The sequence below is a fragment of the Pectobacterium sp. IFB5596 genome (assembly GCF_021432585.1).
In the GTDB taxonomy this organism is placed as follows: Bacteria; Pseudomonadota; Gammaproteobacteria; order Enterobacterales; family Enterobacteriaceae; genus Pectobacterium; species Pectobacterium punjabense.
In genome coordinates, this window is the sequence record NZ_LXFY01000001.1 from 745,959 (window position 1) to 763,840 (window position 17,882).

A 17,882-nucleotide genomic window follows, 5' to 3' on the forward strand; every position below is an offset into this window, starting at 1 on the left:
CGTAATGTGTCGGGGATCTTTCTGATTGTAATATTTCACTACAAAGGATTATCCCCATGCGTATGTCTCCCTCTGCACTGCTGGTTTTTTCACTCAGTGTTCCACTGATGACTCAGGCTGTAGCGCAAAATACCGCCCCGAATAAGGCAAAAAACGTCATCTTACTGATCTCTGACGGTGCTGGCATGAACACCTGGCATGCAGCCAGCTATTATCGTCACGGCGCTCTGGGCCATGAAGTCTACGATGACTTTGACATTAAGCTATTTGCCTCCACCCACCCTCTCAACACGTCGAATGTACCGACCCACTCGCAAGACGGGGCGGTCACTTTCGACGCGGATAAGATCTGGGGGAAAGATAAAACGGACAGCGTTTTCAAAGGTAGTCTGGGAAACTACCTCGGCTATTTTTCTGGCTATGATTATCTGCGCGCCGACTACACCGATAGCGCTGCCGCAGCGACCGCACTGGCGTCAGGCCATAAAACCTATAACAACGCGATTAACTGGTCTAATGACAATCAAAAACTGAAACATATCGGCGAATACGTCGTGGAAAATGGCAAAGCGCTGGGCGTAATAACGTCGGTACAGTGGAGCCATGCTACGCCAGCCGGTTTTCTCGCTCATAACGTCAGCCGCAACGACTATGCGGCGATTGGTAAAGAGATCGTCGAATCCGGTCTCGCGACGGTGGTAATGGGGTCAGGACATCCGCTCTATGATGCCAACGGCAAACCAACGACGCCCCAAAATGACAAGGCCTATCGCTATGTTGGCGGTAAAGCCGAATGGGATCGTCTGGTTTCAGGCAAAACAGCTTACAAACATATTGAAACCAAAGCTGATTTCGTCGCATTAGCCAACAACAAGCTGGATATGGGTAAAAAGACCAAGCTGTTGGGCACCGTACAAAACAACGCGACACTGCAATTCAATCGTGATGGCGTCGCAGCAGGCAATTTACTGACCAACCAGCCCGATCTCGCCACTATGACCAAAGGTGCGCTGAATCTGGTAGCGAAAAATCCTAACGGCTTCATGTTAATGGTCGAAGGCGGTGCGGTTGACTGGGCTGCTCATGCCAATAACCTGCCTCGCTTGGTTGAAGAACAAATCGACTTTAACCAGGCAGTGGAAGCCGTTACTGCCTGGGTCGACGAACACAGTTCATGGGATGAAACGCTGGTGATTGTCACCACCGATCACGGTAATGGGTTGCTACAGGGGCCAGATTCAAACAAAGAAGCGTTCTCTGACATCGTGAACCAAGGGGCGGGTGCTCTTCCGCTGGTGCGCTGGCACACCGATACCCACACCCGTGAGCTGGTGCCGGTGTACGCCAAAGGCGCTGGTGCAGACTTCCTGACAACTGTTGCCAAGCCTAATCCGGGTCTGGCCGCTTACCACGTGCCGGAAGATAGTCAACAATTCGTCGATAACACCGATATCTTTCGCACGGTTGCGAGCGCATTCGGTATTGCCACGCCACAGGCTCAGTAACCCATCACATTACGCTGTGTAGGAATCATCCTCCTGCACAGCCGATGTAAACCCCAGAGAAGAGGCCGTATTTATTCATGCCCATCTTATTTATGCTAACCCAATGCCCCACACTATCCCGGCAGAGATGGAGGTTCCTCCTGCTGCTGTGCTCAGCGCTGCTGTTCCCTACACTTACGGTTCAGGCCGCCGAAAAACCGACTGTGATGACGGCCAGCAATCAAGCTGAAGCGCAAGTGATTCGCGCTGTTCGCCAAGAAGGCCACTTGAAAGTCGATGTACGCTTTGAAACGATAGCAGATACGTTCGGCGGCGAAATTATCTATGACAATTTGCCACCAGACGGCATAGATAACGCATTTTATCTCGAAGCCGAGGGGCAACGCTGGACGCTTAGCCCCGCAGGGAAAGCGACCATTCCTAAAACGCTACGCCTCAATTTCAGCTATGATCGCAAGAAAAATCCCCGCGTCGGAAGTTGGCAAGGGCTCTTCGTTGCCCCCCCGGCGACAGTGAAGCATGTCACTCTCACACTGCCGGGCTTGCCGCCTATTCCTGATGTTCTCATTGTCGATCGCCAGTAGACTCACTTTACGACGGAAGCGTAATCTCACATGACGCGCCTTCGCGGAAGACAACCGGGCAGTCAACTGCCCAATTTTACTCACACATCGCCTCTCCCTTTACAAGCACTGCCGGAACGCAGTAAAGTCGCCACCCTTTTTTATGGCATGGGGCACGACGATGTTTATCGGTTTTGACTACGGCACGGCGAACTGTTCCGTGGCGGTTATGGATGAAGGGACGCCACGGCTCCTGTCTCTGGAAAATGGCTCGCCTTATCTTTCTTCCCTGCTGTGTGCGCCCGTGCGTGAAGCGGTGAGCGAGTGGCTATGGCGGCACCATCAGGTCAACGCAGAAGGTGAGAACGGGCTACTGCTACAACGCGCAATTAGCTACAACCGCGAGGAAGATATTCGCGTGCAGCCCGATAGCGTGAAGTTCGGGCGCGAGGCATTACGGCACTACATGGATGACCCGGAAGAGACATGGTTCGTTAAATCGCCGAAATCCTTCCTCGGTGCCGTCGGGCTGAAAGCACAGCAGATTGCGCTGTTTGAAGATCTGGTCTGCGCCATGATGCTGCATATCCGCAAGCAGGCAGAAACCCAGCTTGATCAGCCTATTCGTCAAGCCGTCATCGGTCGCCCGATTAACTTTCAAAGTATCGGGGGCGAAGAAGCCAACCAGCAGGCGCAAGGGATTTTAGATCGCGCCGCACACCGTGCAGGGTTTGAAGACGTCGTCTTCCAGTTTGAACCTGTCGCCGCCGGACTGGACTTCGAATCCACACTGACGAAAGAAACGCGTGTGCTGGTCGTGGATATCGGCGGCGGCACCACCGACTGCTCCATGTTGCTGATGGGACCAGAGTGGCACAAACAACACGAACGGTCGCAAAGCCTGTTAGGACACAGCGGCTGCCGCGTTGGCGGTAACGATCTGGACATCATGCTCGCATTCAAACAGCTAATGCCGCTGCTCGGCATGAATAGCGAGTCGGAAAAAGGCATCGCCTTGCCGATCATGACATGGTGGAATGCGGTCGCAATTAACGATATTCCCGCGCAAAAAGAGTTCCATAGCACCGCCAGCCGCGCGTTAATCAACGAAATGATCCGCGATGCTCGCCAGCCAGAATTAGTGAAAAGATTGCTGACCGTGTGGCAACAGCGCCTGAGCTATCGTCTGATTCAACTGGCGGAAGAGAGCAAAATCGCACTTTCCAACCAATCGGAAACAGCTGCCGATTTACACTTTATCGAATCAGGTCTGGCAACGCGCATTCATGCTGATGAACTCAACGCCGCAATCGATAACCCGCTCACGCGTATTCAGCAACAGGTAACGCTGGCGTTAGAAACCAGCCAGACCCGACCAGAAGTGATCTATCTGACCGGCGGTAGCGCAAAATCTCCTCTGTTACGTCAGGCCATTCAGCAGTTACTGCCTGATATTCCTATCGCCAGCGGTAACGATTTTGGCTCCGTTACCGCCGGTCTGGCACGCTGGGCAGAGGTCGTCTTTCGCCGTTAAGTCAAATACGAGACGTCAGCCATACGTCCCGTAAGGCTATGATTTTATTATTGGTTGTGGGTTGACCAACAACCCACGCAGCAGCAACTCCAGCGCGGTAACGCCTTGTGCCAGCCGCGCAGTACCATCCTCTCCCTGCGCAATCCAAAACGCCGCTTCGGCCAGACTGCCGTAGATCAACGATGCCAGCGCCTGTGGGTCGGCTTCAGCCACTACGCCTTGGCGTATGAGATTGTCGATCAGCCGCTGCATCGACTCAACGCAATGCCGTTGTGAATCCGGCGATGCACCACCCAGTGCAGCCCTCGCATCACGCAACACGATACGCTGGATTTCTGGTTCCAGCGCCATTTCCAGATAGGCGCGGCAGCGGCAGCGGAACCCCTCCCAATCATCTTCGGCGGTATCGGAGATCGCTTGCAGTCGCTCATCCATCTCAGCATCGATCTGTTCCACCACCGCCGCCAGTAATCCTTTCTTGTCACCAAAATGATGATAAAGCGCTCCACGGGTCAGGCTCGCCTGCGCGGTGAGATCGTCCATTGAGGTATCCGCATAGCCGCGTTCGCTGAAGACCTTACGGGCGGTCGCCAGCAGCGTAGCGCGTGTTTCTTCCATGTCAGCACGGGTACGACGAACCATCGACACATCCTTACATACACATCGTATGATTATTTACATTCATTCCGTATGAATATATGCTTTTATTCATACGCTCTGTATGTATTGTCGCTGTGCCGCGCTGTGGTGGCAAGCAAATTCACTTTGGAGAACGAGATGGTTAACCCTTATCGAGCGCTTTTCTCTGCGCCTGGCACGAAAGGCTTCGCGCTAGCTGGCCTGTTGGCGCGGGTGCCGCTGCCCATGACAGGTATCGGCATTATCACCATGCTGTCGCAGTTGCGCGGCAGCTATGCGCTGGCGGGAGCGGTATCTGCCACCTTTGTACTAGCCTACGCCCTGCTGTCACCGCAGATCTCCCGTCTGGTGGATCGACATGGACAAACTCGCGTACTGCCACTGGCAACGCTAATCAGCACAATCGGCATGCTGCTTCTCCTCGCCAGTTCCTGGTGGCAAGCACCTGACTGGACCTTATTCATCGGTGCATTACTGACCGGTTTCATGCCCAGTATGTCCGCGATGGTAAGAGCACGCTGGACCGCCATCTATCGCGGGCAACCTCGTTTGCAAACCGCTTACTCGTTGGAGACGGTACTCGATGAAGCGACTTTCATCGCCGGACCTCCGCTGGCTATCGGGCTATCCGTAGCCGTGTTCCCTCAGGCGGGTCCATTGGCAGCGGCACTCTTGCTGATTGTTGGCGTGTTCGCACTGGTTACACAGCGCAGCACTGAACCACCTATAGCGCTACTGCACACCTGCACCGATCGTCCCAGCTCAGTGTTCAAGCAGACAAACATCCGCCTGCTGACGCTGTTGATGGTCGCGATGGGCATCATCGTTGGCGCTGTGGATATCGTCAGCGTCGCCTTCGCCGAACAGCGTAGCCAACCAGCAGCGGCCAGTCTGATCTTGTCAGCTTATGCGATCGGTTCCTGTCTGGCCGGCCTGCTGTTCGGTGCTCTAAAGCTACGAACCGCACTGCATCACCTGCTATTGCTAGGCGGTTTGGCAACGGCAATCACCACACTCCCCCTGTTGCTGGTTGACAGTCTTCCTGCACTTGCTGCGGCCGTACTGATTGCTGGGCTGTTCTTCGCCCCCACCATGATCGTAGCGATGTCGCTGGTCGAGCGTTTGGTGCCTGAATACCGCTTAACCGAAGGCATGACCTGGCTGCTGGCGGGGCTAAACATCGGTGTGGCGTTGGGCGCAGCATTATCAGGCCACGTTGTTGATGACGGCGGTACCCAAGCCGGATTCATCGTTGCGCTGTGCGCTGGCGTTTTAGTGCTGCTGGTCGCGCTATGGGGATACCTGCGTTTTCGGGAACATCCCGTCTCCCTTCCCAAGGCCGCTTGACCGTCATCCAACCTTTTTCCCAAGTTAAGGATTGAACCATGAATACGTCTTCATCTGTCCCTATAAACGCGGCTACACAGCACCCCTAGCTGGCCGTCGTCGCCGTCAGTCTAGCGACGTTCTCTGTTGTCACGACGGAAATGCTCCCCGTGGGCCTGCTAACGCCAATCGCGGCTACATTAACGATTTCTACCGGGATCGCGGGACTGATGATTTCACTCCCTGCGCTGTTAGCCGCGTTATTCGCTCCACTCGTGGTGATCGTATCCGGCGGTATGGATAGACGCAGGATTTTATGTGGCCTACTGGCGTTGCTGGTTATCGCCAACATTGCCTCAGCGCTGGCACCAAACATCGGCTGGATGCTGGCTGCACGCGTGCTTGTCGGTTTCTGTATGGGTGGCATCTGGGCGATTGCCGGTGGTCTGGCTGCACGGCTCGTTCCCGAACTATCCATCGGTCTGGCGACATCCATTATCTTTGGCGGCGTCGCCGCAGCATCGGTACTGGGTGTACCATTCGGTGCGTTTATCGGAGACATCGCCGGATGGCGCTGGGCCTTTGGTTGCATGGCAGCGTTTAGTGGACTGGTGCTGATACTTCATCTCGCGGTGATTCCGACGCTGCCCGTTACCCACTCAACCACCATGCACCAGTTCGGTGAGCAACTGACCAACCGTAAATTGCAAATCGGGTTAATTCTGACGCTATTACTGGTGGCAGGACACTTCATGGCCTTTACCTTTGTGCGTCCGCTGCTGCTCTCGCTGTCGGGATTCGACACGCAGTGGATTAGTGCATTGCTATTTGCCTATGGTATTGCAGGCATCGTTGGCAATTTTCTGGCAGGCATCATTGCGGCGCAGCGCACAGCGTTAACTTTAACGGCAATTGCCTTCGGGCTGCTATTGACCCCAATCTTGTTCCTCACCATCGGATCTTCGCCTATAGGTGGCGGCATGGCGCTGCTGGTCTGGGGAGTGGCCTACGGCGGTGTATCCGTTGGTTTGATGACGTGGATGATGAAAGCCGCATCGCGCACCGTGGAGATTGCTTCCGCGCTGTATGTGGGGATTTTTAATGTTGGTATCGCGCTTGGGTCCTGGGTCGGGGGTCAGATAGTGGATAGCTCCGGCCTGAACGCGACGCTTTGGTTAGCGGGTGGATGCGCAGCGGTCGCTTTGCTGTTATCACTGAGCATGACGCGGATCGAAAGCAACAAGATCGAATAAAGTAAAAAACCGCGAGCACCTTCTTCAGGTGTCTCGCGGTTTTTAGAGAGGGTGTCAGCGCAAAAACGTAGACGTTGGGGTAAATCAGCTCTGTTGATTCAAGACTAACTGACCATTTCTGTCCACGGGAATTTGTGTACCTGGATCGCGATCCATGCGGATTTTGCCCTGCTGGTCGCCGATTTTATAGGTGACATCATAACCTAAAACTTTTTGTGATTTGTCGTACACCGTTTGACAACGCTGCTGCTGTGTCGTGTACGTATCATTTTCCTGCATGCCACTTTGTACACGGTTGCCCGCGTAACCGCCTGCCAACGCGCCCGCTACCGTCGCGACATCTTTACCGCGTCCGCCACCGAACTGATGCCCCAAAACGCCACCCGCCACAGCACCCAGTACCGATCCAGCAATCTGGTTTTCGTCCTGTACCGGACGGCGGTGAGTCACGCTAACATTGCGGCACTCTTGGCGAGGCGTTTTGACCGTTTCTTTAATCGGTGTTGCCGTTAGCACCTGTGCATACTGAGGTTTAGAGGAAAAGACGTCCATACTCGCCACCGCCGCCACACCCAATGCCGCAGCCACACCAATACCTACACCCGCTAACATTGATTTGTTCACAGGATACCTCCCGAATCTATTCTCACGCATTCCCCATCTGCAACCCTGCCGTAATCTTGTTTTACGCCAGCTCGCGTTTAACGCGATGAATCCGATGGTTCCTCCTGAATAACAACATTCAGAATTTTCGGCGTGCGTGCTACGCCATCTGTAAACAGTGGAAAGTCTGCACAATGTTTCACACTCTCGCAATAAGACTAACTCACCAAAAGTGTCAGATTCGTAACATAAAACCGTCATTTGGGAATTATCTTAACTGTAATTGCTAATAGGACGACATTTTATGCTGTTATTTCAGGTAGGTGCTCAATGGCATGACAAACAGAAGGACGCTATTTTCCAAGAGTCAAAACTGGAGATGATAAAAAGAATACGGGCGCGAAATCGCGTTCGCGCCCGTATCAGAAAATTTCAGTGGTGATGCATTAATGCAATTTGAGGCGCGGGCGTATCACCCGGTTGATACCACCAACCAGCATCATCAAGCCCGTTTTGATATAGCCATGCAGGGCAACCTGGTGCATACGATAGAGGGAGATGTAAACAAAACGCGCAATCCGCCCTTCTACCATCACAGAGCCCCGCATCAGGTTGCCCATCAGGCTACCCACCGTACTGAATTTAGACAACGAAACCAGCGAACCGTGGTCTTTATAGACGTAAGGTTTCAGCGTTTGTCCGTTTAGCAGCGCGATGATGTTGCTGTGGCAGCGTGATGCCATCTGATGAGCAGCCTGCGCGCGCGGTGGTACAAAACCGCCACCTTCCTGCGGGCAGGATGCACAGTCGCCGATAGCGAAAATGTTAGGATCGCGCGTCGTCTGCAACGTCGGTTCAACGACAAGCTGATTGATCCGGTTGGTTTCCAGACCCGCGATATCTTTCATTGCATCCGGCGCTTTGATCCCTGCCGCCCAAACCATCAGATCGGCGTCGATAAATTCACCGTCTTTCGTATTCAGACCGCCGCTGTCCGCGCTGGTTACCATCGTTTTCGTCAGTACGCGGACGCCAATGTTGTTCAGTTCCTGATGTGCTGCCGCTGAAATACGTGGCGGCAGCGCTGGCAAAATACGTTCACCCGCTTCCACCAGCGTCACATTCAGCGTTTGGTTATCCAGTCCGTCAAAACCATAGCTGTGCAGCTGTTTCACCGCGTTATGCAATTCCGCAGACAGTTCGACACCCGTTGCACCGCCGCCCACAATCGCAATATTTACGCGCTCTTTTTCGTCCTGATTTGCTGTAAATTTCAGGAACAAATTCAGCATTTCGTTATGGAAGCGACGAGCCTGTTTTGGGTTATCCAGGAAGATACAGTGATCTTTCACGCCCGGTGTACCAAAGTCATTTGAGGCGCTGCCTAATGCCACCACCAGGATGTCATACGGGATGCGGCGCGCCGCAACCAGTACATCACCTTGCTCATCACACACTTCGGCCAGTTGAATCTGCTGCTGCTCACGATCGATATCCGTCAGCATGCCCAGTTGGAACTGGAAATGGTGGTTGCGAGCGTGCGCCAGATAGCTCAGCGCATCCATATCGTCGTCCAGCGAGCCTGTCGCCACTTCATGCAGCAAGGGTTTCCACAGGTGGCTATGGTTACGATCTACCAGCGTAATGTCCGCTTTTTTCTTGCGTCCTAACTTGTGGCCTAAACTTGTAGCAAGTTCAAGTCCGCCAGCTCCCCCGCCGACAATGACAATTTTTTTGGTTGGTGATGTCAAAATGACCCCCTAAAATGTGAACCAATCGTTAATAAAGAGTAAAAAATAATATCCTTATATAACATAGGGTTCGCGTAAGTTAAGCCTGATATCTGCTGCAAGAATAGCACGCTAGGTTATTTGGTCATACCAAAATTGATATATATCAATTTATTTTGCTGTACGGTTTTTTACCGAGAAAAATCCATTTTCATTTCAGTGAATTAGCGGAAGTCTGCGTGAAGAAAAAATGCTGAATCGTGCGCCTAGGCGCGTCTGTAAGAATTAAGGAAAGTAAATAAACCGCACCATTCCTTCTGATCCCCCATAAACAAGGGCATCAGAAGGAAAGCCAGTCGCGATTAACGAGCACCACGAGCACAGGCTCAGCCCAGCGTTTTGAAGGCCTTTATCCGCTGTAAATGGGGAGAGATACTTTTGAATTTATGCGTCTGGATATCGTCCCAGACGATCTCATAATATTCTTCCAGCGCTTGTGCACTGCGTTGGCTGTCGAGCATCTCATCCTGACGGGAAAGCATGACCATGCAGCGATCGCGGTTCTTTTCACGAAAATTAGCGACACACTTCGTGGCAATATCCAGATATTCTTCCGGCCGATCAATTTTCCCGCTCATGTTTTCCTGCGGGAAAAGGTTAGGATTGACGATGACTTGTCGTATATCACACAGAAATCCGACCCGTTCAGCCCAAAACCCCCCCAACCCCACGCCACAGATCAGCGGACGTTCGTCATCAGAATGTTGGATCATCTTATCCACCTGCTTTAGCAAGTGTTGCATGTCATGACGCGGGTGCAGCGTGCTGTAGCTAATCAGCCGTACATCTTCATCGATAAACTGAAGCTGCAAGACTTTTTCATGGTTACCTGGACTGGTCGAATCAAAACCATGTAAATAGATAATCATCTTTTATCCTCACCACTGACTAGGTTGCCTATTTCTCACCATTTTTATGCGCCTGCCAGCGCTCGCTGAGTGAAGTGAGCGCCTGATTGGCCTGCTTCCAGCGCGGCGAATCCAGCAGTTCTCGACGAGAAAACGAACCCTGATGATATAAGCGCGTCAATTGCTCCGCTTTGACCGGAGACAGGTTATCTAACACGCTGATGGCTCCTTCCCGCTGGTTGCAAACCAGAATCATGTCACAGCCTGCCTGCAACGCTGCCTGCGCCCGCTCAGGATAACTCCCCATCACGGCCGCGCCTTCCATCGAGAGATCGTCGGAGAAAATGATGCCATCAAAACCCAGCTCATCACGCAGTACTGTTTTAAGCCAGTAGGGTGAGCCGCTGGCGGGACGCGGATCGGCCTCAGTGTAAATCACATGGGCAGGCATGATCGCATCCAGTTGCTGGCGCTGGATCAGTTCTTTAAAAATCCGCATATCGTGTGCGCGAATCTCCGCAAGCGGACGCGGGTCGCGCGGCGTTTCTTTATGTGAGTCGGCGCTGACCGCACCATGACCGGGGAAGTGCTTACCCGTGACCTTCATACCCGCGCTGTGCATGCCGCGAATAAAACTCTGCGCCACCGCTAACGCCGTTTCTGGCTGTTCGTGAAACGAGCGTTCGCCAATCGCCGCACTCTGGTGACCAATATCCAGCACTGGTGCAAAACTGATGTCGATATCCATCGCAATCATTTCTGCCGCCATCAGCCAGCCGCCCTCTTCCGCCAACCGCTGAGCGTCCGACAGGCTATTTAATGCAGCAAATGCCTGTGCAGCAGGCAAACGGGTAAATCCATCACGAAAACGCTGAACACGTCCTCCTTCCTGATCCACAGAAACGACAAGACGTTCGCGCGATGCGGCGCGGATTTGGCGTACAAGTTCACGTAACTGTGCCGCGTCATGAAAATTACGGGTGAACAGAATCACGCCACCAACCAGTGGATGTTCCAACACTTCACGATCTTCTGCATCCAGCTCATAGCTGGCGACATCTAACATTACCGGACCCACAAAAACCTCATTCTTTAGATAGTACAACTGAGTAAAATGGTCACTACCACAACATCACGCCTTCAACCAGACTATAGCCGATGGCACAGCTGTAGCCGCTGATAGAGTGCGGGGATTTCTGCTAAAAATTCGGGGTTCTTTGTTTGCTGCCAGCGAATTTCAAACCACATCAATACCAGATAATCGACCCAGGGGAACCACTGCGTCATCTGTTGCTGAAGGCGGCTCACGGAAAATCCTCGCCGATACTGCTGATAGCTTTGTAGAAAACGCGTTTGCGCCACGCTTTCCATCTGACTCGCTCGCACAATGAACGCCAGCTCAAAGGCGATATCGCCGTCTGAGGCGTATTCCCAGTCAATGAGCATCGCGCCTTGCGGCGTAATCAGTAGATTCTCCGCATGCACATCCAGATGAAGGGGAGCCAGAGCCAACGGTGTGGGCAACGCAGTACACTGAAAATGATGGTGGCCGCGCAACAACGCAGGTGAACGACGTCGTGGGTCCATCAACTGCCAATGTTGAGCAAATAACGTTTTGAGATCGACAGGATGACCGCTACACGGCAGACGATGAAGCTGGGACAATATACGCGCTACTTCGCCATTCGCCAGCATCATCAGGAACTCATCAGAGGTAGCAATACGCCCCGGCACCCACTCAACAATGAGCCAGCCATCGCGCCACAGCAGTGGCCGTGGCGCAAGCCCTATCGCTGACATCTGCCGTAGCAAAGCGAACTCTCGCTGGCGATTAACGCCCATTTTTCGCTCAGTTGGCGACTGTCGCCGCGCAAGCCACTCAATGCCTGGTCCGCGGATACGCCAACTTTTACTGCTTAACCCACCAACCAGTTCAAAGCGAATATCATCCATCTCCACGGCTGGGAAATGTTTCTGGATCGCCGTAGTCAGGTGCTGCTGGATACCCGCCTGTTTAATGCTGAACGGCGCCATTGCCTGACCACACAATTTCACCGGTCTGCACCAGCATCAGTTGCATGTCGATCTGCGGCGATTTCACGTCGCCACTGACGTCGCTGTACAGCACATACTGTGCGCTGACATAACGTGCCAGACCAATAGCCTTACTGCGCGACCCCAGGCTGTCGTCAACCGACAAACCCAGCGTTTGTTTCGCAACGGCTAGCTGCTCACGTGGCACCAGCGTAAAGGCCTTGCCGGAGGATAACGCGCTGTACAACGCCCCTGTCGCTTTCGCTATTGGCAGTGAGCCATTGGTGTTGTTTTTCACGCTATCCACCAACAGTATGCTGCCTGGCGTGACGCCATCGGCTTTCAACATCTGTGCCACCAGCGGATTAATGCTGGCTTCCCAGTTCAATGTCTGGATTTTAGGCGGCTGCGGTACAGATTCCCCCGGCGGCGGCGTTGGCGTGGTCGGCACTTGAGGTTCAACCGGCTCAATAGTCGCAGGCGGTTCGGTGGGCTCCGGCGGACGGCTGGGGCACCCAGTCAGTACCAATGCCGCCAGTATCACCCCTAGATACTTTTTCATATTTTCTCTCTCAGCACACCATTACAAAAACAGATGAAGACGAACCTGACGCGCATTGGGACTGCTGCGCGTTGAAAAAACCGTCATTTCCGTCTGTGGCGGGATTTCAATAGACTGCACCGCTTCAAAAGGCAGTACGTCCAGCCCGTTCTCATCATACCAATAGAAGCGGTAATGCACGGTCACCGCGTGTGAAGCATCATTGCTGACGGAGGAAGAAGCACGCAGCCGGCCATTTTCTGAATCCAGCGACGGATTCCCCGCCGTAATACCCGCTGACAGCACAGGCGCATCCAACACCAGCGTTTGCCGCTCATTGATGGTCAGCACCTTTGGCGCACTACAGCCCGCCAGCATTCCCACCATCAAACACGCAGACAGAAAAAGCATCGGGTTACGCATGGTTTACTCGCATGATGGTTTTCTCACCTGATTGTCTAACCTAATCCGCCAGCAAAGGCCCTAATGCACGACCGCCAACCAAATGCATATGGATGTGATATACCTCTTGTCCGCCGTGCCGGTTGCAGTTAACGATCAGGCGATAGCCGTCTTCCGCAATGCCTTCCTGTTGCGCAATTTTACCCGCAACCGTGATCATCCGCCCAAGCGCCGCTTCATGCTCTGGCGCCGTATCGTTAACGGTTGGGATTAATACATTCGGGATGATCAGAATATGCGTTGGCGTACGAGGCGCGATATCACGGAAGGCGGTGACCAGTTCATCCTGATACACAATATCGGCAGGAATTTCCCGGCGAATGATTTTACTAAAAATGGTTTCTTCAGCCATGATTGATTTCCTTGTTAAAGCTGGCGTTGAACGACGTCATGTAGGCAGTATGAGTGACATATTCCATTTCTTTCAACCTTCTTTATATATTTCTGGCGCAGGTGGTCAAAATACGACACTCAGGAAAAACCCGCTTTATACCAGAAATAGCCACGCTATCACTGCTGCGGCAAGCATTTGACGCTAGTCGACGAATGTCCGCCGCCCGCTTTCCTTTTTCAGTTAAACGACCGCTGCGTTCTCACCAACATCAGCAACAGGATGCACACCAGCAAAGCCGCGCCTACGTTGTAGAGCATTCCCACGACAAAGGCCGACACATATTGACCCGCTTGTGCAACGGCACCATCGCCTGTAGCCAGCGCGGAGCCAAACAGGATGCCAACCACAGCCACACCCAACGCCGCCCCAACCTGCTGAACCGTTGAGATCACGCCCGATGCCATACCGGCCTGAGGCCCATCGACAAACCCTAGTACCAGATTCAACAACGGCGTCATAATGAAACCTTGCCCTGCGCCAACGACAATCAATACAGGGATCAGTCGTGTAGCTACCAGATCCGCCTCCGCTAACTGCACCTGCGTAACCAACAGTCCAATGGCAACGGCATAAACTAACGCCCCCGCTATGATGGCAAGTGTACCCCAGCGGGCAATCAGGCGCGGCGCAGCCAGCGATGCCAAGACAAAACCCACGCTACAAGGCGCGAAAATACTACCCGCGAGAAAGGGATCAAGCCCCAGCCCCGTTTGCACCAGCAAGGCAAAACACAGGAAAAAGGAGCTGGATGTGGAATACACCAGCAGCACCAGCAACACCCCCAGCAGGAAACGGCGCTGTGCGAGCAGACGCATATCAACCAGCGGAAGATGCCCCGCCATTCGCCGTCGTTTCTGTTGACGGTAAAAAATCCCCAGCAGGGCAACCGCAGCAACCAGCATCCATAGACACCATGTCGGCCACCCTTGTCCCGGACCTTCAATCAGCGGCACCAGTAACAGTGTAAGTCCGATGCTAACCAACGCCACCCCGGTCCAATCCAGTGAAGGGCGCTGTGGCGTACGGGATTCGGGGATAAATCTTGCGGTTACGATAGCCAGCAAACCGATGGGAATATTGATAAGAAAGATGCTGCGCCAGCCTAGGCCGAACAGGTTAGCATGCACCAGCCATCCCCCCAGTACCTGGCCCGCGATAGCAGCCAATCCTAACGTCATCCCCAGTAGTCCAAAGGCACGGCGGCTATCGTGGCCGTTAAAGTTAACGCGAATAGAGGCATAAACCTGTGGAAACAGTAACGCGGCCGTAAGCCCTTGCAATATGCGTGCGCCAATTAGGAGCTCCGCGTCAGGTGCTAAGCCACACAGTGCAGAAGCGATCGTAAATCCGACCATCCCCACAACAAACAGGCGACGCCGCCCAAACACATCTCCTAGTCGACCGCCCGTAATCAGCAGCACACCAAAAGCCAGTTCGTAACCCGCGACGATGAAACCGATCTGTGCAAAGCTGGCCCCCAAATCGGCCTGCATGCTGGGGATGGCAACATTGACCACGAACAGATCGAAGATCGTGACAAAGCCCGCCATGAGCAGCACAGACAGGCCAAGCCACGGCGGACTATTGGCTGTCGTCGTCGCTAAAGCCGAAGCACGACAAGTTGAGTTCATTTTATCTATCCTTATGTATCGCAAATTTATGTATCAAGAGTGAGCACGCCATCATTCTCAAATCCTTTTTAAACAATTACAATTTAACCACTTATGCTATTACTAAAAGCAATGCGGTAAACAATGAGAACATTGGAGAGAACTCGACACGATCTGGCTGCTTTTTTACGCGCACGCCGCGAACGGGTATCACCCACGGATGTGGGCTTGCCTAGCGGTGGAAGACGGCGCACGCCTGGACTGCGGCGTGAGGAAGTCGCTGCGCTCGCCGGGGTCGGTCTGACCTGGTACACCTGGCTTGAACAGGGACGCGATATCGGTGTGTCCGCAGCCTTTCTGAACAATCTGGCGCGGGTGCTCAGACTTGATGCAGCCGAACGCCGTCATCTATACCTGCTGGCACATGAGAGGCCACCTGTCGAGCCAGGTAAGACATGGTGCGTGGTGCCACCACTGGTACGGCGTCTGATGCACGATCTGGCTCCGCATTCAGCCTATATACTCAACCTGCGCTGGGACGTTTTGGCTTTTAATGAACCGGCAAACCAGCTTTTCGGCTTCAACGCTCATCCTTCCGAGAGACGTAACCTGCTCTGGCTCTTGTTTACCGACCCGTTGCTGCATGAGCGATTTGTCGGCTGGGAGGAACAAGCCCCGCAAATGCTGTCGAGTTTCCGCCGTGATTTTGCTCGCGCAACGCAGGAAGCCGATATTCATGAGTTAGTGGATGAACTGGAACAGGTATCGCCCGATTTCAAAACGTGGTGGCGTCAGCATGACGTGCATGCTCCGTGCAATGGAGTGCGTCAACTGATGATCGCCGACAAAGCTGAAGCCTTCGAGCACACATCGCTGACCATTGATGAGGATCGGCATCTGCGCTTGGTGGTCTATGCACAGCAATCTCAGGGAGAGGAATGATGTGACGTGGTGGCAGTAGCACCAGTAAACAATTTATGCGGCAGAATCACGCACGTTACAGAAGCAGATTATCACCTTGCTGTTCAGCGCAAGTTTTCTTGAAAGCGGCTCAATCCTGACCATAAAAAAAGGGGCTTACGCCCCTTTTTGCAACTCCCCAACGACTCATCAGTGGTTACGGATGTAGTCGTCCATATCAGTTTTCAGGTTATCGGATTTCGTACCGAAAATTGCCTGAACGCCGGAACCTGCTACAACCACACCTGCTGCGCCCAGTTTTTTCAGGCCAGCCTGATCAACTTTAGCCACATCGCCTACGCTAACGCGCAGACGGGTGATGCACGCATCCAGGTTAGTGATGTTTTCTTTACCACCAAATGCGCTAACCAGAGCGGCAGCCATTTCAGTGCTGTCCTGCGAAGTTTGCTCAGATGAGCTGTCTTCACGGCCAGGCGTTTTCAGGTTCAGTTTGGCAATCAGCACGCGGAAGATGGTGTAGTAAATCAACGCATAGCACAGACCCACAATCGGGAACAGCCACAGGTTGCTACCGTTGCCGCTCAGTACCACGAAGTCAATCAGACCGTGAGAGAAGCTGGTACCATCACGCATACCCAACAGGATACAGATTGGGAACGCCAGACCCGCCAGAATCGCATGAATCACATACAGGATCGGCGCAACAAACATGAAGGAGAACTCAATTGGCTCAGTGATACCCGTCAGGAACGAGGTCAACGCCGCAGAGATCATGATACCGCCCACTTTCGCGCGGTTTTCTGGCTTAGCCGAATGCCAGATAGCAATAGCCGCGGCTGGCAGACCGTACATTTTAAACAGGAAGCCGCCAGACAATTTACCCGCAGTCGGGTCACCAGCAATGTAGCGCGGGATATCACCGTGGAAAACCTGACCAGCAGCATTGGTGAACTCGCCAACTTGCATCTGGAAAGGTACGTTCCAGATATGGTGCAGACCAAACGGCACCAGAGAACGTTCAACAACCCCGTAGATACCAAATGCCAGCATCGGGTTTTCATTCGCTGCCCAGTGAGAGAATACCTGAATAGCGCTACCAACCGGTGGCCATATGAAAGACAGCACCGTACCGATAATGATTGCCGTCAGACCCGAAATAATCGGTACAAAACGTTTACCGGCAAAAAAGCCCAAATACTCAGGCAGTTGAATACGGTAGAAGCGATTAAACATATACGCGGCAATCGCACCGGCAATGATCCCGCCTAGAACACCGGTATCCGCCAGATGCTTCGCAGTAATCTCGGCAGCCGGTAGATTAAGAACCAGCGGCGCAATCGCAGCCATGGTTTTCACCATGATGCCATAAGCCACCACCGCCGCCAGTGCGGAAACACCGTCGTTATTGGTGAAGCCCAGGGCAACACCAATAGCAAAAATCAGCGGCATGTTAGCAAATACCGAATCACCGGCCTGTGCCATGACGCTGGAGACAATTGCAGGCAACCAGCTAAAATTGGCCGAACCGACACCCAGCAGAATACCTGCGATAGGAAGTACGGATACGGGCAGCATTAGCGACTTACCTACTTTTTGCAGGTTTGCGAATGCATTCTTGAACATAATTGAGTGTGCTCCTGAGTAATAGTGCTTTTACTTCTGATACTTCATATAAGCAAAGACGGGGAGGATGCCTTTGCGAGTTGGGGTGTCTTAGCCCCCTTTAATTTTTACGCAGAGTAAAATAAATAGCCTTCACAATGTTTGATTGCTATCACGTTTCCACAAGCCAACAGGCTGAGAACGAACAGATATTGCACTTTTTTGTGATATATCGCTAAAAAACACGTCCCCCTGAA

17 protein-coding genes are annotated in these 17,882 nt (G+C 53.1%); 6 read left to right on the plus strand and 11 right to left on the minus strand.

Annotation, left to right across the window (positions count from 1 at the left end; translation table 11 throughout):
- Positions 1–56: 56 nt before the first annotated feature.
- The 3 genes from A6301_RS03540 to yegD all read left to right on the plus strand — a co-directional run bounded on the left by A6301_RS03540 (position 57) and on the right by yegD (position 3,602).
- On the plus strand, positions 57–1,505 hold the full coding sequence (locus A6301_RS03540; RefSeq protein ID WP_234257112.1) for an alkaline phosphatase: 1,449 nt from the start codon (positions 57–59) through the stop codon (positions 1,503–1,505).
- 77 nt (positions 1,506–1,582) lie between these two features.
- On the plus strand, positions 1,583–2,089 hold the full coding sequence (locus tag A6301_RS03545) for a hypothetical protein (protein ID WP_234257113.1): 507 nt from the start codon (positions 1,583–1,585) through the stop codon (positions 2,087–2,089).
- Positions 2,090–2,249: 160 nt separating this feature from the next.
- Positions 2,250–3,602: a molecular chaperone gene (gene yegD, locus A6301_RS03550; protein ID WP_205542779.1), complete on the plus strand. Its 1,353-nt coding sequence runs from the start codon at positions 2,250–2,252 to the stop codon at positions 3,600–3,602.
- A gap of 36 nt (positions 3,603–3,638) precedes the next feature.
- On the opposite strand, the gene A6301_RS03555 is transcribed toward yegD, so the two are convergent.
- Complete coding sequence (locus A6301_RS03555) at positions 3,639–4,244, minus strand: TetR/AcrR family transcriptional regulator (RefSeq protein ID WP_234257114.1); 606 nt, start codon at positions 4,242–4,244, stop codon at positions 3,639–3,641.
- A 135-nt stretch (positions 4,245–4,379) separates the two neighbouring features.
- Here A6301_RS03555 and A6301_RS03560 point away from each other — a divergent pair, with 135 nt between their 5' ends.
- Positions 4,380–5,588, plus strand: coding sequence for an MFS transporter (locus A6301_RS03560; protein ID WP_234257115.1), 1,209 nt, complete (start codon positions 4,380–4,382; stop codon positions 5,586–5,588).
- An 89-nt stretch (positions 5,589–5,677) separates the two neighbouring features.
- A complete protein-coding gene (locus A6301_RS03565; protein WP_234257187.1) occupies positions 5,678–6,820 on the plus strand; it encodes an MFS transporter in 1,143 nt (380 codons plus the stop codon).
- Between the two features lie 84 nt (positions 6,821–6,904).
- Here A6301_RS03565 and A6301_RS03570 read toward each other — a convergent pair whose 3' ends face one another.
- The 9 genes from A6301_RS03570 to A6301_RS03610 form a co-directional block, all read right to left on the minus strand.
- On the minus strand, positions 6,905–7,444 hold the full coding sequence (locus A6301_RS03570) for a glycine zipper 2TM domain-containing protein (RefSeq protein ID WP_107167686.1): 540 nt from the start codon (positions 7,442–7,444) through the stop codon (positions 6,905–6,907).
- Between the two features lie 425 nt (positions 7,445–7,869).
- A complete protein-coding gene (locus tag A6301_RS03575; RefSeq protein WP_107167687.1) occupies positions 7,870–9,174 on the minus strand; it encodes an NAD(P)/FAD-dependent oxidoreductase in 1,305 nt (434 codons plus the stop codon).
- A 365-nt stretch (positions 9,175–9,539) separates the two neighbouring features.
- Complete coding sequence (gene ycfP / locus A6301_RS03580; protein WP_107167688.1) at positions 9,540–10,082, minus strand: alpha/beta hydrolase YcfP; 543 nt, start codon at positions 10,080–10,082, stop codon at positions 9,540–9,542.
- A gap of 28 nt (positions 10,083–10,110) precedes the next feature.
- The gene (gene nagZ / locus A6301_RS03585) at positions 10,111–11,139 is read right to left on the minus strand and encodes a beta-N-acetylhexosaminidase (protein WP_215484165.1); all 1,029 of its coding nucleotides are present in this window, start codon (positions 11,137–11,139) and stop codon (positions 10,111–10,113) included.
- Positions 11,140–11,210: 71 nt separating this feature from the next.
- Entirely contained in the window at positions 11,211–12,095 is an 885-nt protein-coding gene (thiK, locus tag A6301_RS03590; RefSeq protein ID WP_234257116.1) for a thiamine kinase, read from the minus strand.
- On the minus strand, positions 12,076–12,657 hold the full coding sequence (lpoB, locus tag A6301_RS03595) for a penicillin-binding protein activator LpoB (protein ID WP_234257117.1): 582 nt from the start codon (positions 12,655–12,657) through the stop codon (positions 12,076–12,078). The genes thiK and lpoB overlap by 20 nt, the downstream gene beginning before the upstream one ends.
- 21 nt (positions 12,658–12,678) lie before the next feature.
- A complete protein-coding gene (locus A6301_RS03600) occupies positions 12,679–13,059 on the minus strand; it encodes a YcfL family protein (RefSeq protein ID WP_215484169.1) in 381 nt (126 codons plus the stop codon).
- A gap of 40 nt (positions 13,060–13,099) precedes the next feature.
- A complete protein-coding gene (gene hinT, locus A6301_RS03605; RefSeq protein WP_107167693.1) occupies positions 13,100–13,450 on the minus strand; it encodes a purine nucleoside phosphoramidase in 351 nt (116 codons plus the stop codon).
- 218 nt (positions 13,451–13,668) lie between these two features.
- Positions 13,669–15,123: an MFS transporter gene (locus A6301_RS03610; protein ID WP_234257118.1), complete on the minus strand. Its 1,455-nt coding sequence runs from the start codon at positions 15,121–15,123 to the stop codon at positions 13,669–13,671.
- A 123-nt stretch (positions 15,124–15,246) separates the two neighbouring features.
- Here A6301_RS03610 and A6301_RS03615 point away from each other — a divergent pair, with 123 nt between their 5' ends.
- On the plus strand, positions 15,247–16,044 hold the full coding sequence (locus tag A6301_RS03615) for a helix-turn-helix transcriptional regulator (RefSeq protein WP_234257119.1): 798 nt from the start codon (positions 15,247–15,249) through the stop codon (positions 16,042–16,044).
- Between the two features lie 168 nt (positions 16,045–16,212).
- Here the strand turns inward: A6301_RS03615 and ptsG are convergent, their stop codons facing one another.
- Positions 16,213–17,646: a PTS glucose transporter subunit IIBC gene (gene ptsG / locus A6301_RS03620; RefSeq protein WP_107167696.1), complete on the minus strand. Its 1,434-nt coding sequence runs from the start codon at positions 17,644–17,646 to the stop codon at positions 16,213–16,215.
- Positions 17,647–17,882: the final 236 nt, after the last annotated feature.